The sequence below is a fragment of the Streptomyces sp. NPDC042259 genome (assembly GCF_055582085.1).
The window spans coordinates 797696-816017 of sequence record NZ_JBVJDW010000001.1; the positions used below are offsets into that span (position 1 = coordinate 797696).

General features: G+C 70.4%; 11 protein-coding genes. 7 read left to right on the forward strand and 4 right to left on the reverse strand.

Annotation, left to right across the window (positions count from 1 at the left end):
- Positions 1–84: 84 nt before the first annotated feature.
- Complete coding sequence (locus ACZ6MA_RS03655; protein ID WP_469430733.1) at positions 85–1533, forward strand: amino acid permease; 1449 nt, start codon at positions 85–87, stop codon at positions 1531–1533.
- A 112-nt stretch (positions 1534–1645) separates the two neighbouring features.
- Here the strand turns inward: ACZ6MA_RS03655 and ACZ6MA_RS03660 are convergent, their stop codons facing one another.
- Positions 1646–2476: a CAP domain-containing protein gene (locus ACZ6MA_RS03660; RefSeq protein WP_469430734.1), complete on the reverse strand. Its 831-nt coding sequence runs from the start codon at positions 2474–2476 to the stop codon at positions 1646–1648.
- Between the two features lie 160 nt (positions 2477–2636).
- Positions 2637–3239, reverse strand: coding sequence for a biotin transporter BioY (locus ACZ6MA_RS03665; protein WP_469430735.1), 603 nt, complete (start codon positions 3237–3239; stop codon positions 2637–2639).
- A gap of 579 nt (positions 3240–3818) precedes the next feature.
- Between ACZ6MA_RS03665 and ACZ6MA_RS03670 the strand changes: the two genes are divergently transcribed.
- The 3 genes from ACZ6MA_RS03670 (at position 3819) to ACZ6MA_RS03680 (ending at position 7629) form a co-directional block, all read left to right on the forward strand.
- Positions 3819–5228 carry an amino acid permease gene (locus ACZ6MA_RS03670; RefSeq protein WP_469430737.1) on the forward strand — a complete coding sequence of 470 codons (1410 nt, stop codon included), beginning with the start codon at positions 3819–3821 and terminating at the stop codon, positions 5226–5228.
- 292 nt (positions 5229–5520) lie between these two features.
- Positions 5521–6822, forward strand: coding sequence for an amino acid permease (locus ACZ6MA_RS03675; protein WP_469431191.1), 1302 nt, complete (start codon positions 5521–5523; stop codon positions 6820–6822).
- 165 nt (positions 6823–6987) lie between these two features.
- Positions 6988–7629, forward strand: coding sequence for a superoxide dismutase (locus ACZ6MA_RS03680; protein ID WP_130877757.1), 642 nt, complete (start codon positions 6988–6990; stop codon positions 7627–7629).
- A 158-nt stretch (positions 7630–7787) separates the two neighbouring features.
- On the opposite strand, the gene ACZ6MA_RS03685 is transcribed toward ACZ6MA_RS03680, so the two are convergent.
- A complete protein-coding gene (locus ACZ6MA_RS03685; RefSeq protein ID WP_469430739.1) occupies positions 7788–8426 on the reverse strand; it encodes a mycothiol-dependent nitroreductase Rv2466c family protein in 639 nt (212 codons plus the stop codon).
- Between the two features lie 113 nt (positions 8427–8539).
- On the opposite strand from ACZ6MA_RS03685, the gene pepN reads away from it, so the two are divergent.
- Both pepN and ACZ6MA_RS03695 read left to right on the forward strand, forming a co-directional pair.
- Positions 8540–11158 (forward strand): aminopeptidase N, encoded by a 2619-nt coding sequence (gene pepN / locus ACZ6MA_RS03690; RefSeq protein ID WP_469430740.1) that lies wholly within the window; start codon positions 8540–8542, stop codon positions 11156–11158.
- 160 nt (positions 11159–11318) lie between these two features.
- Entirely contained in the window at positions 11319–12365 is a 1047-nt protein-coding gene (locus ACZ6MA_RS03695) for a hypothetical protein (RefSeq protein ID WP_469430742.1), read from the forward strand.
- A gap of 262 nt (positions 12366–12627) precedes the next feature.
- On the opposite strand, the gene ACZ6MA_RS03700 is transcribed toward ACZ6MA_RS03695, so the two are convergent.
- On the reverse strand, positions 12628–14358 hold the full coding sequence (locus tag ACZ6MA_RS03700; RefSeq protein WP_469430743.1) for a TIGR03767 family metallophosphoesterase: 1731 nt from the start codon (positions 14356–14358) through the stop codon (positions 12628–12630).
- Positions 14359–14865: 507 nt separating this feature from the next.
- Between ACZ6MA_RS03700 and ACZ6MA_RS03705 the strand changes: the two genes are divergently transcribed.
- On the forward strand, positions 14866–18168 hold the full coding sequence (locus ACZ6MA_RS03705) for a S8 family serine peptidase (protein WP_469430744.1): 3303 nt from the start codon (positions 14866–14868) through the stop codon (positions 18166–18168).
- Positions 18169–18322: the final 154 nt, after the last annotated feature.

Consider the following 18322-nt stretch of genomic DNA (forward strand, 5'->3'; position numbering starts at 1 on the left):
GATACGGATTCGGGTCTTCCGAAAGACACCTGCGAAAAGTTCTAATGCGGAAGCTCGAAACCCGAGAACCAAAGGAAACGTTCCATGAGCGCGACACCGCCGACAACGACGAAGGCGCCGACGGCCGGCGATCCCGGCCAGGCCCCCGCGTCCGGCCAGGACGGCCTGAAGGCCGGGCTCAAGAACCGCCACCTGTCCATGATCGCCATTGGTGGCGTCATCGGCGCCGGCCTCTTCGTGGGCTCCAAGAGCGGCATCGCCGCCGCCGGACCCGCCATCCTCATCTCCTACGCGCTCGTCGGCGCGATGGTCGTCTTCGTGATGCGGATGCTCGGCGAGATGGCCGCCGCCAATCCGACCTCCGGCTCGTTCTCCGCCTACGCGGACCGGGCGCTGGGCCGCTGGGCCGGCTTCTCCATCGGCTGGCTGTACTGGTTCTTCTGGGTCGTGGTGCTGGCCGTCGAGGCGACCGCGGGCGCGGAGATCCTCGAAGGCTGGATACCGGCCGTGCCGCAGTGGGCCTGGGCACTGATCGTCATGGTGGTGCTCACCGCGACCAACCTCGGCTCGGTCAGCTCCTACGGTGAGTTCGAGTTCTGGTTCGCCGGCATCAAGGTCGTCGCGATCTCCGCGTTCGTCGTGATCGGCGGGCTCGCCGTGTTCGGCCTGCTGCCGGGCTCGGACAACCCGGGCGCGGGCCTGGACAACCTCACCTCGCACGGCGGCTTCATGCCCAACGGGCCGGGTGCGATCCTCGCCGGTGTGCTGATGGTCGTCTTCTCCTTCATGGGCAGCGAGATCGTCACCCTCGCCGCCGGTGAGTCCGAGGACCCGCAGCGCGCGGTCACCAAGGCCACCAACAGCGTGATCTGGCGCATCGGCGTCTTCTACCTGGGCTCGATCTTCGTCGTCGTCTCGCTGCTCCCCTGGGACTCCAAGGAGATCGCCGAGAAGGGCAGCTACGTCGCCGCTCTGGACACGATCGGCATCCCGCACGCCGGCCAGATCATGAACGTGATCGTGCTGACCGCGGTGCTCTCCTGCCTGAACTCCGGCCTCTACACCGCTTCCCGCATGGCCTTCTCCCTCGGCCAGCGCGGTGACGCCCCGAAGGCGTTCGCGCAGGTCCGCCCGAACGGTGTGCCGCGGGCCGCGATCCTCGGCTCGGTCGTCTTCGGCTTCCTGTCGGTGTTCTTCAACTACATGTGGCCGGACACGGTCTTCAAGTTCCTGCTCAACGCCTCCGGTGCGGTGGCCCTCTTCGTCTGGCTGGCGATCTGCTTCACCCAGCTGCGGATGCGGAAGATCATCGAGCGTGAGACGCCGGAGCGGCACGTCGTGAAGATGTGGCTCTTCCCGTACCTGACGTGGCTGACCATCGGCATGATCACCTTCGTGCTCGGTTACATGGTCTACGACGGTGGCGACAACCGTGACCAGGTCCTCCTCTCCACGCTGCTGGGTGTGATCGTCCTGGTCGTCGGCGTGGTCCTGGACCGCCGCCGCAAGAGCGGGGCGGCTGCCACGAAGTAGCCTCCTCTCGCGTTTCGGGCCGGGCCCGCACCCCCTTTCGTCAAGGGGGTGCGGGCCCGGCCCGTTGTCGTACGCGGCTGTCTTCCCAGCGGCGTTTCCCGCCTGGTGTTCCTTAGCGGGAGGCGCCGAAGTTCTGGGTCCACCAGGGACCGTTGGCGCTGAGGTTGATGCCCACGCCGATCTCCTTGAAGGAGCAGTTCAAGATGTTGTCCCGGTGCCCCTGGCTCTTCATCCAGCCGTCCATCGCGGTCCGGGCGTCCTTGGGGCTCTTGAAGATGTTCTCGCCGTAGGTGCTCCAGCGGTATCCGGCGGCCGTCATCCGGTCGCCGGGGCTCTTGCCCTCGGGGGTGGTGTGGTCGTAGTAGTCGCGGGCGGCCATGTCGTCGGAGTGGCCCTGGGCCGCGGCCTGGAGCTTGGCGTTGACGGTGACGGGCGAGCAGCCGTTACGGGCCCGCTCCGCGTTGACCATCTCCACGACCTGCCGCGCGAGACGTGCGGTCGGCCCGCCCGCCGGGGTGCTCTTGGGCTTGGGCTTCGGCTTCTTCGTCGGCTTGGGCCTGGGCTTGGCGGGGGAGGGAGTCCCCTTCTTGCCGGTCTTCGCCGGGTCCGCCGTCTCCTTCCCGGTCTCCTTGGGCTTCTTCTTCGGCTTCGCCGAGGCGGTGGCGGTGGCGGCCGGGGATGCCTTCTTCTTCCCGGCGACGGCGGCCGGCTCGCCGGCCTGGTGCCCGGCCCGCACCGACGCCGCCCCGGCGGACGGCCTGCTGTCCCCGCCGTGGTCCCCCACGGCTTGGGCCACGCCGTAGCCGCCGCCGGCGACGGCTATCAGGGCCACCGTTCCGGTCACCAGCACGGCTCGCCGCGGGCGCTTGCCCCGGCTCCGGCGCGCACGCCGGCTTCCCTCGGGGGCGGGGTCGAACGTCACGGTCTCGGGTTCACGGTTCACGCGGATCCACTTCCGGTACGGGGTCTGCTGAGCTGGTCCAACACTCAGGAGACGCGGCGGCCGGAAGCCGATAACAAAAATCCGCGTACATGTGTACGGGCCGGGCCCGCACCCCCTCGCAGGGGGTGCGGGCCCGGCCCGTACGTGGTGGGGGCGCCGATCAGCCCCGGCGGCCCAGCAGCTTCCAGGCGGCGGGCAGCGCGCCCATCGCGAGGGCGGCCTTCAGGGCGTCACCGATGAGGAAGGGCGTCAGACCGGCGGCGACGGCGTCCGCGAAGGACATGTGCGTGGCCAGCGCGAGGTAGGGGACACCGACCGCGTAGATGATCGCGGAGCCGAGCGCCATGGTGCCCGCGGTGCGCAGCACGGAACGGTCGGCACCGCGCCGGGCGAGGGCACCGACGACGGTCGCGGCGAGCAGCATGCCGAGGACGTAACCGAAGGACGGGAACGCGGCACCGGACTTCGCCTCGGCGAACCACGGCATGCCCGCCATGCCGACGACGGCGTACAGCGCGAGGGAGAGGAACCCGCGCCGGGCCCCCAGCGCGGTGCCGACCAGCAGCGCGGCGAAGGTCTGCCCACTGACCGGGACCGGCGAGCCGGGCACCGGGACGGCTATCTGGGCGGTGATACCGGTGAGCGCCGCACCGCCGAGGACCAGGGCGGCGTCGCGGACACGGGCCCGGCCGGCGGTGGAGGCGGGGAGCAGATCGGCGAGGACCGTACCGGTCCGGGAAACTGAGGCAGCGGCGGTGGCCATCGGTACTCCGCGAGGTGACTGGGCAAGTAGGGACAGGCTGACGTTAGCCGAGCGTCACCGCGTGGGCACCGGGCACCCACGACAAAGCGGTGGCCTCCGGCTTGGAGAGTTCCAAACGTGGCGCCTCCGGCGGGGGTGGTTGTGCCGTCTGCGGCGGCGGGCCGTCTTTGCCCCCTGCGGCGGCGAGCACCTCTCGCCTGGTCGGCGGATCCTCGACTGCCGGCCGGTTGTGCCGCCTGCGGCGGCAGAGCGCCCTGCGGGCGCGTCCTCAATCGCCGGACGGGCTTAATTAAGCCCGTCCGGCGATTGAGGACACCGCCGCGCAGCGGTGGTGCCACGGGGGCTACGGGCCGTCGGCCCAGCCGCGGCAACGGCAACCGCAAAGGCCAGCGCCCAGCGCCACCGTGATGCTCGTCACCCCCGACCTGCGCAGCTTGGCACATACCGCTCGGTCGGGAGAATCTGTCGGAAGTAGTCGGATTCGCGGAGTCCACACATCCGGAGCCCCCGCGTCCGTCACCGCCCCGTAGCGCAGCCCGCCGCACAGCCCACCGCACAGAGCCCGAGAGTACGAAGCCCATGCACGACGCACCGTCTGTCGCCGAGTCCCGTACCGGTGACGAGAGAGAGCCGCTGGCCGCGGGGCTGAAGCAGCGGCATCTGACCATGCTGGGGCTGGGCGGGGTGATCGGGGCCGGGCTGTTCGTCGGGTCGGGGGCCGGGATCGCCGTGGCCGGGCCGGGGATCATCGTGTCGTATCTGATCGCCGGCGCCCTCGCGATGCTGGTGATGCGGATGCTCGGCGAGATGTCCTCGGCGATGCCCGCCTCGGGCGCCTTCTCGGTGCACGCCGAACGGGCACTGGGCCGCTGGGCCGGGTTCTCGGTGGGCTGGCTGTACTGGTTCATGCTGGTCGTGGTGCTCGCCGTGGAGGCGACCGGTGCCGCGCGGATCGCCCACGGCTGGCTGCCGTCGGTGCCGCAGTGGGGCTGGGTGCTGCTGTTCATGGTGGTGTTCACCACCGCCAACCTCGCCGCGGTGAAGAACTTCGGCGAGTTCGAGTTCTGGTTCGCGACGCTGAAGGTCGGCGCGATCGTCCTCTTCCTGGGCCTGAGCCTGCTGGCCGTCTTCGGCGTGCTGCCGGACACCGAGGCCGTGGGGTTCACGAACCTCACCGGCCAGGGCGGCTTCCTGCCCAACGGCTGGAGCGGTGTGGTCTCCGGCGTGCTGGCCGTCGTCTTCGCCTTCGGCGGCCTGGAGGTCGTCACGATCGCCGCCGCCGAGTCCGACGACCCGGCGCGCGCCGTGGCCCGGGCGGTGCGCAGCGCCGTGTACCGCATCCTCTTCTTCTACGTCGGCTCGATGCTCGTCATCGTCACCCTTCTCCCTTGGTCCTCGATGCGGCCGGGGCAGAGCCCCTACGTGGCCGTCCTCGATCACATCGGGGTGCCGGGGGCCGGACAGATCATGAACATCGTGGTGTTCGTGGCGCTGCTGTCCGCGCTGAACGCCAACCTCTACGGCTCGTCGCGGATGGTCTTCTCGCTCGCCGAGCGCGGCGAGGCGCCGCGTTCGCTGCTGAAGATCTCCGACGGCGGGGTGCCCCGACGCGCGGTGTTCGCATCGGTGGCTTTCGGCTTCATCTCGGTCATATTGAACCTCGAGTGGCCGGATTCCATCTTTCACTATCTACTCAACGCGGTGGGCGCGGTCCTGCTCTTCGTCTGGGGTCTGATCGCCGTCTCGCAGCTGCGGCTGCGCCCGCGCATCGAGCGTGACGCACCGGAGCGGCTGACGCTGCGCATGTGGTGCTTCCCCTATCTGACCTGGGTCGCCCTGGCCGCGATGGGCGGCGTGCTGGTGCTCATGCTGACCGACGACGAGGCCCGGCCGCAGCTGCTGTGGTCGGCGGCGGCGACGGGCGCGGTGCTCGTCGTGGCGGGGCTGCGCGAGCTGCGGCTGCGCGCGACGGGCCGCCCGGGCCGATAGATCGGCCGTAAAACACGTTTGTTCTGGCGATACATCAGGTACGTACGGTCATTCCGACGTCTGAATATCGGACACCTCTGCAAAGGGTGTTGTCCTGAGCGAACGTGGCCTTCACACTGAGGCAACTTTTCCGCTCACACCCAACGGGGCAGACACGATCATGACCGGTATACCCCCCTCTCCTCCCGAGTGCGCGGCCTCCGACGCGAAATCAAACACCGACGTTCCGGCCACCGAGGTCGGCACCGACGCCAAGGCCCTGTCGCACAGCCTCAAGCAGCGGCATCTGTCGATGATCGCCCTCGGTGGCGTCATCGGCGCGGGACTCTTCGTCGGCTCGGGCGGTGGCATCGCCGCGGCGGGCCCCGCGGTCGTGCTCGCCTACGCGGCGTCCGGGCTGCTGGTGATGCTCGTGATGCGCATGCTCGGTGAGATGTCGGCGGCCAACCCGGCCTCGGGCAGCTTCTCGGTGCACGCGGAGCGCACGATCGGCCCGTGGGCGGGCTTCACCTCCGGCTGGGTGTTCTGGACCCTGCTGTGCGTCGCCGTCGCCGCCGAGGGCATAGGCGCGGCGAAGATCATGGTCGGCTGGTTCCCGGACACCTCGTCCTGGATGTGGGTCGCGCTGTTCATGGTCGTCTTCACGGTCACCAACCTGGCCGCGGTCGCCAACTTCGGTGAGTTCGAGTTCTGGTTCGCGACCTTGAAGGTCGGCGCGATCAGCCTCTTCCTGATCCTCGGAGTGCTCGCCATCGTGGGCGTGCTGCCCGGCACCGACGCCCCGGGGGGCGACAACCTCACCGGCCACGGCGGTTTCTTCCCCACCGGCCTCGACGGGCTCGTCGTCGGTCTGCTCGCCTCGGTCTTCGCGTACGGCGGCCTGGAGACGGTGACCATCGCGGCGGCCGAGTCCGAGAAGCCCCGCGAGGGCGTCGCCCGTGCGGTCCGCACCTCGATGTGGCGCATCGCCCTCTTCTACGTCGGCTCGCTGGCCATCGTCGTCACGCTGATCCCGTGGAACGACCCGTCGGTCACCGCCAAGGGCCCCTACGTCGCGGTCCTCGACTACCTGGACATCCCGCACGCCGGCCAGATCATGAACGTCGTCGTGCTGGTGGCGCTGCTCTCCGCGATGAACGCCAACATCTACGGCTCCTCGCGCATCGCGTACTCGCTCGTCGCCCGCGGCCAGGGCTGGAAGGTCCTCGCCAAGGTCAGCAACGGGGTGCCGCGCCTCGCGGTCATCGCCTCCGCCTCCTTCGGCTTCGTCGCCGTGCTGCTCAGCTACTGGTGGCCGGACACGATCTTCAAGTGGCTGCTGAACATGGTCGGCGCGGCCACGCTCGTGGTGTGGGGCTTCATCGCGGTGTCCCAGCTCGTGGGGCGCAAGCGGATCCCCCAGGACAAGCTCCTCGTCCGCATGTGGCTCTTCCCGTACCTGACCTGGCTGGCCCTGGCCGGCATCGTCGGGGTGCTGGCGCTGATGCTGCGCGAGGAGGAGACCCGACTCCAGCTGTACTTCACGGCCGGACTGGCGCTGGCCCTCGCCCTGATCGGCTACCTCAAGCAGCGCGCGGCGGCCGCCAGGCGCTGACGCTCCACCACATCCGCGGCACCGAGGCGGGGTAGGTCCTGATCTTCAGGACCTACCCCGCCTCGGTCTTTGGTCCCGGTCCCCGCCCCGCACCCGCCCTTCTGACGCACATGCTGATAGCGTTTACCTGCAAGTTAATTGCAATAAGCAGTCGGAGGGCTCGGCATGGCCATCTACACACTTCCCGAACTTCCCTACGATTACGCGGCGCTCCAGCCCGTCATCGACGCGAAGATCATTGAGCTGCACCACGACAAGCACCACGCGGCGTACGTCAAGGGCGCGAACGACACCCTCGAGCAGCTCGCCGAGGCCCGCGACAAGGACCAGTGGGGCGCGATCAACGGCCTGGAGAAGAGCCTGGCCTTCCACCTGTCCGGGCACATCCTGCACAGCATCTACTGGCAGAACATGACCGGTGACGGCGGCGGCGAGCCCCTCGACAAGGACGGCGTGGGCGAGCTGGCCGACGCCATCGCCGAGTCCTTCGGCTCCTTCGAGAAGTTCAAGGCCCAGCTGACCAAGGCCTCGGCCACCACTCAGGGCTCCGGCTGGGGCGTGCTGGCCTACGAGCAGGTCAGCGGCCGTCTCATCGTCGAGCAGGTCTACGACCACCAGGGCAACGTCGGCCAGGGCTCGGTCCCGATCCTGGTCTTCGACGCCTGGGAGCACGCGTTCTACCTTCAGTACAAGAACCAGAAGGTGGACTTCATCGAGGCCATGTGGCAGGTCGTCAACTGGCAGGACGTCGCCGCCCGTTACGCCGCGGCCAAGGAGCGGGGCAACACGCTCCTGCTGGTCCCGTAACACCCCGGGTGCCGAGCGGCACCCCGCACACGGCCTGCTCGTGATCGTCTTCTCACCCTTCACGCGGCAGGCATGGGAAGGCCCCCGCACGGTCGCATCGCGCGGGGGCCTTTGCCCTGGCCGGGCCGTGGTTGCCGCAGGCGCCCTGCGGCGCGTCCTCAGTCGAAGACCGGGCCCCGCGTGCGGGTGCGCTTCAGCTCGTAGAAGCCGGGGGTCGAGGCGACCAGCAGCGTGCCGTCCCAGAGTCTGGCCGCCGCCTCGCCCTTGGGGGCGGGGGTGACGACCGGGCCGAAGAAGGCCACCTGGCCCCCGTCGGCGCCGGGGACGGCGATGACCGGGGTGCCGACCTCCTGGCCGACCTTCTCGATGCCTTCCTTGTGCGAGACGCGCAGGTCCGCGTCGAGGGCGTCGGAGTCGGCGGCGTCCGCCAGCCGGGCCGGCAGGCCCGCCTCGGCCAGGGCGGCCACGATCGTCTCGCGGTCGCGCGGCAGCTCCTCGTTGTGGAACCGGGTGCCGAGCGCGGTGTAGAGGCGGCCGAGCACCTCGTCGCCGTACTCCTTCGCCGCCGCGATCAGGACCCGCACCGGGCCCCAGGCACCGGTCCGCAGGTACTCGCGGAACTCCTCGGGCACCTGGTCGAGCTTGTCCTCGTTCAGCACCGCGAGGCTCATGACGTGCCAGCGCACCTCGACCGGGCGGACCTTCTCCACCTCGAGCATCCAGCGCGAGGTCATCCACGCCCAGGGACAGATCGGGTCGAACCAGAAATCGACGGGGGTCTTCTCCGAAACGGTCACGCGGGTCTCCTCATCAAGGCAGGTCAGTAGCCGGATCAACAACCGACCCCCGTGCCATGATTCCTGGTGTTCGACATTCGACATACGAGACATTCATCCGAGGGAGTCCCGTCGTGCCCGGTGAGAACCTGACCCGTGATGAGGCCCGCGAGCGGGCCGCGCTGCTGACCGTGGACGGCTACGAGGTGGCGCTCGACCTGCGGTCCGCGGTGGGCGCGGGCCCGGAGCCCCGCACGTTCCGTTCGGTGACCACCATCCGCTTCCGCTGCGCGACACCGGGGGCGGCCACGTTCGCGGACCTGGTGGCGCCGTCGGTGACCGCCGTCACGCTCAACGGCACGGAGCTGGACCCCAAGACCGTCTTCGACGGCACCCGGATCGAGCTGGCGTCCCTCGCCGCCGAGAACACCCTCGTCGTGGACGCCCAGTGCGCCTACAGCCGCACCGGTGAGGGCATGCACCGCTTCGTCGACCCCGAGGACGGCGAGGTCTACCTCTACACGCAGTACGAGCCCGCCGACGCCCGCCGGGTCTTCGCGAACTTCGAGCAGCCGGACCTCAAGGCCCCCTTCACCCTCACCGTGACCGCCCCCACCGGCTGGACCGTGCTCGGCAACGGCGAGCAGGACGGCGAGCCCCGCCCGGCGGGCACCGAACCCACCGGCGCGGGCACCGGCGGCACCACCTGGCGCTTCGTGCCGACGAAGCCGATCTCCACCTACATCACGGCCGTCGTCGCCGGCCCGTACCACGTCGTCCGCGACCACTACCGGCGCACGTTCGACGACGGGACCGTCCTCGACATCCCGCTGGGCGCGCTGTGCCGCAAGGGCCTCGCCAAGCACTTCGACGCCGAGGACATCTTCACCGTCACCAAGCAGGGCCTGGACTTCTTCCACGACCACTTCGACTACCCGTACCCGTTCGGGAAGTACGACCAGGCGTTCGTGCCGGAGTACAACATCGGCGCCATGGAGAACCCGGGGTGCGTGACCTTCCGGGAGGAGTTCGTCTTCCGCGGCAAGGTGACGCGGGCGTCGTACGAGCGGCGGGCCAACGTCATCCTGCACGAGATGGCGCACATGTGGTTCGGCGACCTGGTCACCATGGAGTGGTGGGACGACCTGTGGCTCAAGGAGTCCTTCGCGGACTTCATGGGGGCCTTCTCGCAGGTGGAGGCGACCCGCTTCGAGAACGCCTGGATCACCTTCGCCAACCAGCGCAAGGCCTGGGCCTACCGCGCCGACCAGCTGCCCTCCACCCACCCCGTCACGGCCGACATCCGTGACCTGGAGGACGCCAAGCTCAACTTCGACGGCATCACCTACGCCAAGGGCGCCTCGGTGCTCAAGCAGCTCGTCGCCTACGCGGGGCGGGACGCCTTCCTGGAGGGCGCCCGGCGCTACTTCAAGCGCCACGCGTTCGGCAACACCCGGCTGACGGACCTGCTCCGGGTACTGGAGGAGACCTCGGGCCGGGACATGGCCGCCTGGTCCCGGTCCTGGCTCCAGACGGCCGGGGTCAATTCGCTGACGCCGCACGCGACCTACGACGCCGCCGGCCGGATCACCGAGCTGTCGGTCTTCCAGGAGGCCCCCGCCTCGCACCCCGAGCTGCGCCCGCACCGGGTGGCCGTGGGCCTCTACCGCCGGCAGGGCATCGGTGGCGCGCTCGAGCGCTACGCCCGCGCCGAGGTGGACGTCACGGGCCCGCGCACGGTGGTGACCGAGCTGGCCGGGGCCGAACGGCCCGAGCTGATCCTCGTCAACGACGACGACCTCACCTACTGCAAGATCCGCTTCGACGAGGTCTCGCTCGCCACCCTGCGGGAACACCTCGGCGACCTCACCGACCCCCTCGCCCGTGCCCTGTGCTGGTCCGCGCTGTGGAACCTCACCCGTGACGGCCTGCTCCCCGCCCGCGACTACCTGGCCCTGGTGGAACGGTTCGCCGGGGCGGAGAGCGACATCGGCGTGCTCCAGTCGCTCCAGGGCTGCGCCCGGACCGCTCTGGAGCACTACGTGGCGCCCGGCCGGCGCGCGGAGAGCGGCCGGCGGCTCGCCGGGGCCGCGCTGCGCGAACTGCGGCAGGCCGAGCCCGGCAGCGGCCACCAGCTGGCCTGGGCGCGGTTCGTCGCGCAGACGGCGGAGAGCGAGGCCGATCTCCAGCTGCTGCGCGGGCTGCTGGAGGGCACCGCGCGGATCGACGGCCTGGAGGTCGACCAGGAGCTGCGCTGGGCGTTCCTGGGCACGCTCGCGGCGCACGGCGCGGCCGACGAGGGGGCCGTCACCGCCGAGCTGGCCCGCGACAACACCGCCTCCGGCAAGCGGCACCAGGTCCGCGCACTGGCCTCCCGGCCCTCGGCGGAGGTCAAGGCCGAGGCGTGGGCGGCGGTCGTGGAGTCCGACGCCCTCTCCAACGCCCTCGTCGAGGCCACCATCGCGGGCTTCGGCCGGCCGGGGCAGCGGGAGCTGCTGGCGCCCTACGCGGCACGCTACTTCGAGGTGATCGAGCGGGTGTGGCGGGAGCGGTCCATCGAGATCGCCATGGCGGTGGTGCGCGGCCTCTTCCCGATGCTCCAGGACGACCGGGGGACGCTGGAGGCGACGGACGCCTGGCTCACGGCACACCAGGACGCGGCCCCCGCGCTGCGCCGGCTGGTGCTGGAGGCGCGGGACGACCTGGCGCGGGCGCTGCGGGCCCAGGAGCGCGACGCGGACGCGGCCCGGTGAACGGCCGGCCGCACACCCAGCCGCATAACTACGGGTAACAGTTGGAAGACTGTGGGTAATCGGCATCGAACGCCCGTACTTTAGGGCGAAGTTGTCCTGATTTGCCGACGGGTGTGTAACAGCGGTTAGGAGGTGGGCGGACAGCGGGAATGGCCGGGGCATGAACCCCGACACCCCCCTGTCCCCCCGCCCCCTGCACCACCTCTCCGACGTCCGTCACCGCGTCCTGACGTCGCGTCAACTCCGCGAGCACGGCGTCCCGGCGGCCACGGCCGCCGAGCGCTGCCGGCCCGGCGGCCCCTGGCAGCTGCTCCTGCCCGGCGTCTTCCTGCTCCGCCCCGGCCCGCCGACCAGCGAGGAACGGCTGCACGCCGGGCTGCTGTACACCCTGCCGCGCACCCGGACCGCGTCCGGCCACCCACGCCCGGACGACACCGGCGCCGCGGCGGAGACCGCCCCGTACGGCGAGGCCATGATCACCGGAATGGCGGCGCTGGCCCTGCACGGCTTCACCTCCGCTCCCCCGCTGCTCTCCCTCGACCACATCGACGTCCTCGTGCCGCGCACCCGGCGGCTGCGTTCCACCGGTTTCGCACGGGTGGTCCGGGCGCACACCCTGCCGCGCCCGGTACAGCTGACGGGGGTGCCGGTCGCCCCGCCCGCCCGCGCGGTCGCCGACGCGGTGGCCAGACTCGTCGAGCCGACGACGGTGCGCCGGCTCCTGACCGAGGCCGTGCGCGGCGGACACTGCGAAGCGGGCGCGGTGGTAAGAGAGTTGACCCGCGCACGCCTGCTGAACCGGCCCGCCGTGGTGGACGCCGTCGACACCCTGCTCGCCGAGAGCCGGACGATGGCGGAGAGCGCGCTGTACGGCCTGGTGCGCGAACACGGCCTGCCCGAACCCCTGTGGAACGTCAATCTGCGGCTGCCCGGCGGCCCACGGCTCGGCGGCGTGGACGCGTACTGGCCGGAGTACGGGGTAGCGCTGGAGATCGACACCCGGATGCCGCGCCAGGACGACGACGCGCTCTGGGCGGAACAGGCGGGCAAGCGCGAGCGCCTGGAGCGGCTCGGCATCCTGGTCGTACACCTCACCCCGAAAAAGCTCCGCGAGGCCCCGGACCAACAGGCCGCGGTGGCCCGCACGGCCCTGATGGCCTCGGCCGACCGCGAGCCCGCCGCGTATGTCGTCGTCCTGCCGAGGTAGCGGGGCGGCCCTTGGGGCCGTGCCGTTCCCACGACGGTGCGCGGCGGTTGTCCTCAATCGCCGGACGGGCTGGTTTCGTGTGTCCTCAATCGCCGGACGGGCTGCTGTGCTGTGCCCTCAAACGCCGGACGGGCTTTCTATGGCTGGCCTCAGCCCCAAACCAGCCCGTCCGGCGATTGAGGACGCGCCCGCAGGGCGCCCCGCCGCCGTAGGCGGCGAAGACGCGGCCCGCAGTCGAAGAAACCGCCGGCCAGGCGAGACGTCAAGACCGCGCAAGCAACAACTCCGTGTTGCGGTCCGTGGGGGAACCGGCCAGGGAGCCGTCCGAGCCGGGGGCGTTGAAGGCCAGTTCGCGGTAGAGCGAGGCCAGCCCGGTCTGGGAGAGGTCCGCGTAGTCGGTGCGGTAAGGCGCGGCCGACTCGATGAGCGTGGTGAAGAGCGAGACCGTGCCGTCCTTGTTGTCGGTGACCTCGATGACCCGCGCGAGCTGCGGGTAGTCCACGTGCGAGGCGGTGGAGATCTCCCAGAAGCTGCCGCGCGGCCGCACCCGGTTGCGGTGGCTGTGGCCGTTGATCCAGGCCAGGACGTTGGTGTGGCGCTGGAGCAGGGCGATCAGCTCGTTGCCGTCGTGCCGCTTCTCGCCCGGCCGGGCGGGGTCGGGCGTCAGGTTGTTCATGCTCCAGCTCGGGTGGTGGCTGAAGACGAGCACGTACTCGTCGCGGTGCTCCTTCAGCGTCCGCTCCAGCCAGTCCCGCTGGGCGGTGCCCAGTGAGCCCTGGTAGTGACCGCCGGGGTCCGTCGAGTCGAGGCTGATGCCGAGGACCCGGTCGGAGACCCGGAAGGAGTAGTACAGCTGGCCCGAGTCGAGGTTGGCACGCGTGTAGCCGTGGCCGAGCGGGCCTCGTCCCTTGTGGGCGGGGTCGAGGTGGGCGGCGATGTACTCGCGGGCGGTGAGCGGCACCCGGCGCGGGTCGGCGGTGACCGTGCGCAGCTTCCTCTTGTGCTCGCGCAGCAGTGCCTTGACGCGCTCCCCCTTGGGGTCCACGCCCGCGGCCTCGCCCTCCATGAGCCACTTGGCCTCGGCGGCGGAGATGGTCTGCAGCTTCTTGTTCCCGACGCAGACCTCCTCGATGAAGCTGCCCTTGGCCGGGTAGCAGCCGCCGGAGAGCAGGTCGTGGTTGCCGAAGGTGGAGTACCAGGGGATGTGCAGACCGGGGCTGTCGACGCGGCGGGTGGCGGCGCGCAGATAGCCGGGGATGCGGGGGAAGCCGAGCTTCTTGTCGTTGTCGTTCAGGGCGCTGTCGGGGTGCCAGTACAGCGGGAGGCCGCTGTCCTGGACGCCTTCGTAGTGGCGCGGGTCGCCGGTCTGGGGGCTCATCCGGCCGCCGCTGAGGGCGGTCAGGAACCACTCCGCCTCGATCTTCGCGTTCTCGTCGCCGTTGTCGCCGGTGGTGATGACGAAACCGAGCGGCGTCCCGGTGGCCGGCCCCCGGCGGAGTTTGTTGACGCGTTCGACGAGGGAGACGGCGCCGGGCAGGGTGAGCGCCTCGTGCGGGCGCCAGGCCCCGGGGTCGCCGGCCCGGAAGAACTCGTAGCGCAGGGGGTGCTGCACGTCCGTCAGATGGAGGTCGGTGAACTGCACGAAGGACGCCAGTGTGGTACGGCGGTCCTCGCGGCCGGGCCGGCCCGTGGCCAGCTCGGAGCGCACGACGCGCGGCCAGCCGGGGCCCTCGCCGAGCCGCCGGTAGCCGGTGGTGCCGCCGGGTGCGGCGACGGAGACGAGTGTGGTGCCGGCCCCGGTGGGGGCGGCCGCCGTGACGGCCTCCTGGGCGGCTGGACTGTCGGTGGTGTCGGCGACGGGCTGGAGGGCGGCGGCCCGGGGGCTGTCCGGTCCCAGGGCGAGTCCGAGCCCGGTGGCGGTGCCGACGGCGCCCGCCGCTGCCAGGAACGTGCGTCGGTCGAGTCCTGCGGGTCTACGGGATCTGCGAGGCATATGCGGTCTCCCCGGATGCGAACGCGAAGGCGGGACGGGCTGCTGAGCTGCGGTCCGGTGAATCGGCTCTGTCAGTGAGGATCGTCGGCAGCGCGAATGACCTGGGCGTGAACGCGGTGGCAACGGCCGCCGCCGATCACCTCACATCGATCTTGGCAAGTGCGAACAGACATACAGCACTCGTCCCCTGGCGCGCTGACGCTCACTCAGCGTTCACCCGCGAGGGGAACGGTGTGGCCGGTCCGGGCGCCGGCGCTGTAGTCCGTTTGCCTTACACGCGCTGAGCTGCGGGAACGCCCCTGACCGCTTCACGGCCTTCGGCATGCTTCATCCCGTGTGGCACATGGCGGGTTTACGCCATCCTTACTTTCCCGGCCCGACAACTCTCCCCAAACCCCCGCCACTTCCATCAAAGTGAGCGCTCATCCGGCTCCGATTTCCGGACGCCGCGTTCCGGGCCCTGCCCGGCCCCTCTCCGCCCGTTCACGTCATCAGCTAGGGATGTCCATGACCCCCGATCCCCAGAACGCCTCCGTCGGCGGCGCGAGACGCGCGGCGCGAATAGCCGTCGCGGCCTCCGTCGTGGCCGCGCTCACCGCCGCGGGCGCCGCACCCGCCTTCGCCGACGACCCCCGCCCCGCCCCGGGCCCGGTCAAGTCGGCTCCCGACAAGCTCGGTTCGCACGACGCGAAGCTGCTCGCCGACGCCAAGGCCGACGGCGACAAGACCGTCACCATGATGATCGCGACCGCCCCCGGCCGGACCGGGCAGATCAAGGACAAACTCGGTGCCATCAAGGGCGCCTCGGTCGGCGAGTCCTACGACAAGCTGGGCTACGTCCGGGCCACCGTCCCGACCGGCAAGGCCGACGCCGCCATCGACGAGGCGAAGAAGCTCGCCTCCGTGCACGGCATCGACCTCCAGCAGGAGATCAGGCTTCCCGACCCGACGCCGCGCGCCGACACCGTCAAGGGCGAGCGCGCCGCGAAGGCCAAGGGCTACCCCGGCCCGGACCGGAAGACCCCGGCGAAGAACCCCTACCAGCCGGCCTTCGAGACCGGTGCCGTCGACTTCGTCGAGGAGCACCCCAAGGCCGACGGCCGCGGGGTGACCATCGGCATCCTCGACTCCGGTATCGACCTCGGGCACCCGGCGCTGCAGAAGACCACCACCGGCGAGCGCAAGATCGTCGACTGGGTCACCTCCACCGACCCGCTCGCGGACGCCGACGGCACGTGGCTGGCGATGACGAACACCGTCACCGGGCCGAGCTTCTCCTTCAACGGCCGCAACTACACCGTGCCCGCCGGTTCCTACGACGTCAGTCTCTTCCGGGAGAGCGTGACCGCCGGCGGCGACATGAAGGGCGACCTGAACCGGGACGGTGACACCACCGACTCCTGGGCGGTCCTGTACGACAAGGCCAAGGGCACCGTCCGCGTCGACCTCGACGACAACGGCGACTTCGGCAACGACGCCGAGATGAAGCCGTACAAGGACGGTTACCAGACCGGCTACTTCGGGACCGACAACCCCGACACCCCGATCGCCGAGCGCATCCCCTTCGTCGTGCAGATCCGCAAGGACGTGTCGATGACGCCGAAGGGCGGCGACTGGGTCGGCAAGAAGGCCGACTTCGTCAACATCGGCGTCATCGAGTCCGAGCACGGCACCCACGTCGCGGGCATCACCGCCGCCCACGGCCTGTTCGGCGGGAAGATGAACGGCGCGGCCCCGGGCGCGAAGCTCGTCTCCTCGCGCGCCTGCACCTGGTCCGGCGGCTGCACCAATGTGGCGCTCACCGAGGGCATGCTCGACCTCGTCGTCAACCGCGGCGTCGACATCGTCAACATGTCGATCGGCGGTCTGCCCGCGCTGAACGACGGCAACAACGCCCGCTCGGAGCTGTACAACCGGCTCATCGACACCTACGGCGTCCAGCTCGTCATCTCGGCGGGCAACAGCGGCCCGGGTACCAACACCATCGGCGACCCCGGCCTGGCCGACAAGGTCATCAGCGTCGGCGCCTCCGTGTCGAAGGAGACCTGGGCCGCCAACTACGGCTCCGAGGTCAAGACGCCGTACGCGATGATGCCCTTCTCCTCGCGCGGTCCGCGTGAGGACGGCGGCTTCACCCCGACGATCTCCGCCCCGGGTGCCTCGATCAACACGACTCCCACCTGGGAGCCGGGCGCGCCCGTCGCCGAGGCCGGCTACCAGCTGCCGCCGGGCTACGGCATGCTCCAGGGCACCTCGATGGCCTCCCCGCAGGCCGCCGGTGCCTCGGCGCTGCTGATCTCGGCCGCCAAGCAGAAGAAGATGAAGCTCACCCCGGCCGATCTGCGCACGGCGCTCACCAGCACCGCGAAGAAGATCAAGGGCTTCCAGCCGCACGAGCAGGGCGCGGGCCTCATGCGGATCGAGGACGCCTGGGACGCGCTGCGCGAGGGCGCCACCGCCCACGCGTACACGGTCAAGGCCCCGGTCTCCACGGCCCTGTCCGGCGCGCTCAAGACCCCGGGCTTCGGCACCGGCGTCTACGACCGCGAGGGCGGCCTCAAGGCGGGCGAGAGCAAGACCTACGACGTCGTCGTCACCCGCACCACCGGCCCCGACCGTGCCGTGTGGCACGAGCTGGGCCTGGTGAACAACGACGGCACGTTCAAGATCGTCGGTGATGACGAGGTCAAGCTGCCGCTGAACCAGCCGGTCACCGTCAAGCTGCGCGCCAAGGCCAGGACGGCCGGCATCCACAGCGCGATCCTGACCGTCGACGACGACCGCACCGAGGGCGTCGACAAGCAGATCCTGTCGACCGTCGTCGCCGCGCAGCCCCTCGCGCAGCCGTCGTACGTGGTCAAGGCCTCCGGCAAGGCCATCCGCAACGCCTCCACCTCGTACTTCGTGACCGTGCCCAAGGGCGCCAAGTCGCTGGAGGTCTCGCTCGGCGGCCTGGCCACGGGCAGCCAGACCCGGTTCATCGCCATCAACCCCTACGGCGTCCCGGTCGACCCGACCTCCACGGTCAACTGCTACCCGAACTACCCGAACCCGGCCAACACCTGCCGCCCCGAGCTGCGGACGTACGCCAACCCGATGCCGGGCGTCTGGGAGATCGAGGTCGAGTCCCGCCGTACCTCCCCGCTCCTGGAGAACCCCTACGCGCTGACGGCCTCGGTGCTGGGCGTGACCTTCGACCCGGCCACGCGGACCGTGCCCGAGGCGAAGATCGGCACCCCCACCGCCGTGTCCTGGAAGGCCACCAACGACTTCGCCGCGCTCGACGGCAAGCTCAAGGGCGGCCAGCTGGGCTCGTCGAAGATCGACCGGCCGTCGATCAAGAAGGGCGAGAAGCGGACCACGAAGGTCACCCTCGGCGAGGGCGTCTCCCGCTTCGACGCCGCCATCGGCGGCGCCTCGGACGCCAAGGCGGACCTGGACCTGGCCGTCTTCAAGGACGGCAAGTCCGTCGGCGCCTCCACCAGCGGCGGCTCGGACGAGCTGGTCACCCTGAGCAAGCCCGCCGCGGGCGAGTACACCATCGAGGTCACCGGCTACGAGGTGCCCGCGGGCAGCACGCAGTACGACTACCGCGATGTGTACTTCGCTCCCTCACTGGGCGAGATCAAGGTCGACGACGCCGCGGTCGTCAAGCTGGCCGCGGGGACGTCCGCCCAGGTCACGGCGCAGGTCGTGGTCGCGGGCGCGGCCCCCGAAGGGCGCACCTTCTTCGGTGACGTCCAGCTGGTCAACGCGGCCGGCACGGCCGCGGGCAGCGGCAGCGTGAAGATCGAGAAGGTCGTGTCGTAACTCTCGGGCTACGGCATGCGGGGCGGGCGTCCGGACGGGCGCCCGCCCCGTCTTGGTGATCCCGGTCACCGAACCGCCCCGGCCTGCGGCAATGGATTGGACTTTTGGTGCGGTGAACACCACATGATGGAACTGTTGAGCCAGGTAAGACTGT

Coding starts and splice junctions, on each gene's coding strand:
- ACZ6MA_RS03705 (WP_469430744.1), top strand. CDS start 14,866: ATGACCCCCGATCCCCAGAACGCCTCCGTCGGCGGCGCGAGACGCGCG.
- ACZ6MA_RS03655 (WP_469430733.1), top strand. CDS start 85: ATGAGCGCGACACCGCCGACAACGACGAAGGCGCCGACGGCCGGCGAT.
- ACZ6MA_RS03670 (WP_469430737.1), top strand. CDS start 3,819: ATGCACGACGCACCGTCTGTCGCCGAGTCCCGTACCGGTGACGAGAGA.
- ACZ6MA_RS03675 (WP_469431191.1), top strand. CDS start 5,521: ATGATCGCCCTCGGTGGCGTCATCGGCGCGGGACTCTTCGTCGGCTCG.
- ACZ6MA_RS03695 (WP_469430742.1), top strand. CDS start 11,319: ATGAACCCCGACACCCCCCTGTCCCCCCGCCCCCTGCACCACCTCTCC.
- ACZ6MA_RS03700 (WP_469430743.1), bottom strand. CDS start 14,358: ATGCCTCGCAGATCCCGTAGACCCGCAGGACTCGACCGACGCACGTTC.
- ACZ6MA_RS03680 (WP_130877757.1), top strand. CDS start 6,988: ATGGCCATCTACACACTTCCCGAACTTCCCTACGATTACGCGGCGCTC.
- ACZ6MA_RS03665 (WP_469430735.1), bottom strand. CDS start 3,239: ATGGCCACCGCCGCTGCCTCAGTTTCCCGGACCGGTACGGTCCTCGCC.